This is a genomic window from Polaromonas sp. P1_E1_2, assembly GCF_056406035.1.
Genome location: NZ_JBFUAZ010000754.1, coordinates 1 through 1729, shown reverse-complemented (window position 1 = coordinate 1729; position 1729 = coordinate 1). Strand labels below are relative to the sequence as shown.

1 protein-coding gene and 1 pseudogene are annotated in these 1729 nt (G+C 62.3%); one reads left to right on the top strand and one right to left on the bottom strand.

Translation table 11 applies throughout. From position 1 onward, the window contains the following. Positions 1-693 (bottom strand): annotated as a pseudogene (locus tag AC1D1P_RS22525) (polyhydroxyalkanoate depolymerase); the annotation flags it as partial. Positions 694-862: 169 nt separating this feature from the next. On the opposite strand from AC1D1P_RS22525, the gene AC1D1P_RS22520 reads away from it, so the two are divergent. After that, complete coding sequence (locus tag AC1D1P_RS22520; RefSeq protein ID WP_477667906.1) at positions 863-1519, top strand: glutathione S-transferase; 657 nt, start codon at positions 863-865, stop codon at positions 1517-1519. Positions 1520-1729 lie beyond the last annotated feature (210 nt).

The window sequence follows — 1729 nt, the reverse complement described above, 5'->3', positions numbered from 1 at the left end:
CAGGTTTTTCTCGAACCACTCAATCGGCTGGCTGGTGGCCAGTGTGTTGACGCCTGTCGGGTTCACGCGGCAGTCCACCGGGCCGGCCATCAGGGTCAGGCTGCGTGGCTGGGCCGGGTCGTCGTCTTCAGCCATGATGGCGGTAGCCGCCAGTGCCGCCACGCAGGGCTGGCACACCGCCACCACATGGGTGCCGGGGCCAATAGCCTGGGTGAAGCGGATCATGTGGTCGATGTAGTCGTCCAGCGCAAACGGGCCGTGCCTTAGGGACACATCGCGCGCGTTGTGCCAGTCGGTGATGTACACGTCGTGGTCTTGCAGCAGGGTGCGCACGGTTTCGCGCAGCAGCGTGGCAAAGTGACCCGACAGCGGCGCTACCAGCAGCACCGGCGGCTGGAAGGGCAGGCCTGCGGGTGTTTCCTTGCGAAAGCGCAGCAGGGTGCCAAAGGGCATGGACAGAACGGTTTCTTCCGTCACGGCAAGTTCGCGCTCGCCCACCTTCACCGAGCTGATGCCGTAGGCCGGCCGGGTATGCGTCAGCCGCAGGCGTGAAAACACCTCCATGGACGCCGAAATCTTGCGGAGCAGGCTGCCTTCGGTTTTACCCAGCCAGAATGCCGCGCTACCGCCTTGGGCGAACAGGCGAAACGGCGACAGCAGGTCGGACTGGGTTTGGTAGGCCTGGTAAAGCATGGTTGTCCTGACATGAATCGGAATTCGTTGTCTCTTTGTCTCTGCCAGTCCATGCAGGCAAGTTACGGGCCAGTCGGAGCCGAAAAATGCAGGCTGGCATAAGCCTTGCGGGAGTTCATGCACCCATCCTGCTAGCCAGCAGGGCCTTTCCGGTTCAAGGAGCATGTGCATGGCCAAAGCCATCCTGACGATCAGCAGCAAGAACTACGGAGCGTGGGCTCTGCGCGGCTGGCTGCTGGCGAAGTTCGCGGGGCTGGAATTCACCGAAAAAGTGATTTCACCGGATGACCCGGCGATGAAAGCCGAAATGCTGCTGCTTTCGTCCAGCATGCTGGTGCCGTCGCTGCAGCACGGCAACGTCAAGGTGTGGGACACCCTGGCGATTGCCGAATACCTCAATGAAATCAAGCCTAAAGCCCAGTTGCTGCCCGCGGACATCAAGGTGCGGGCGCATTGCCGTGCGGTGTGCGGTGAGATGCATTCAGGCTTTGCCTCCATGCGCGCTGCGCTGCCGATGAACATCAAGGCCCATTTTTCGGGCTTCAAGGTCTGGTCCCGCGCGCAGGCCGACATCGACCGCGTGCTGGAAATCTGGAAGGAATGCCTGGCCACCTATGGCGGCCCCTATCTGTTCGGCAAGCAGCTGTCGGTGGCCGATGCCATGTATGCGCCGGTGGTTACCCGGTTTCTCACTTACGACGTGCCGCTGGACAAGGCTTGCACGGCGTATTGCAAGCGGGTGATGGAGTTGCCGGCTATGAAGGAGTGGGTGGCTGAGGCTCGGAAGGAGCCGGATGACATTGATGAGTTGGATGCAGAATTTTGAACACCCCCGTCCAGGCTCACTGCGTGTAGCCTGTTCCCCCCTTGCAGGGGGCGGCGCCTGGGGCCGGCGAAGCCGGACCCGCGGCCCCCACTGGTGAAATACCCCCGCTACATACGCCCTGAAATCTTCAAGCCAGCATGAGCCGCGGGACTGGCTTTGCCAGACCGCAGGCGGGCGGCCCCCTCGGGGGGCAGGGAGCTACACGAAGTG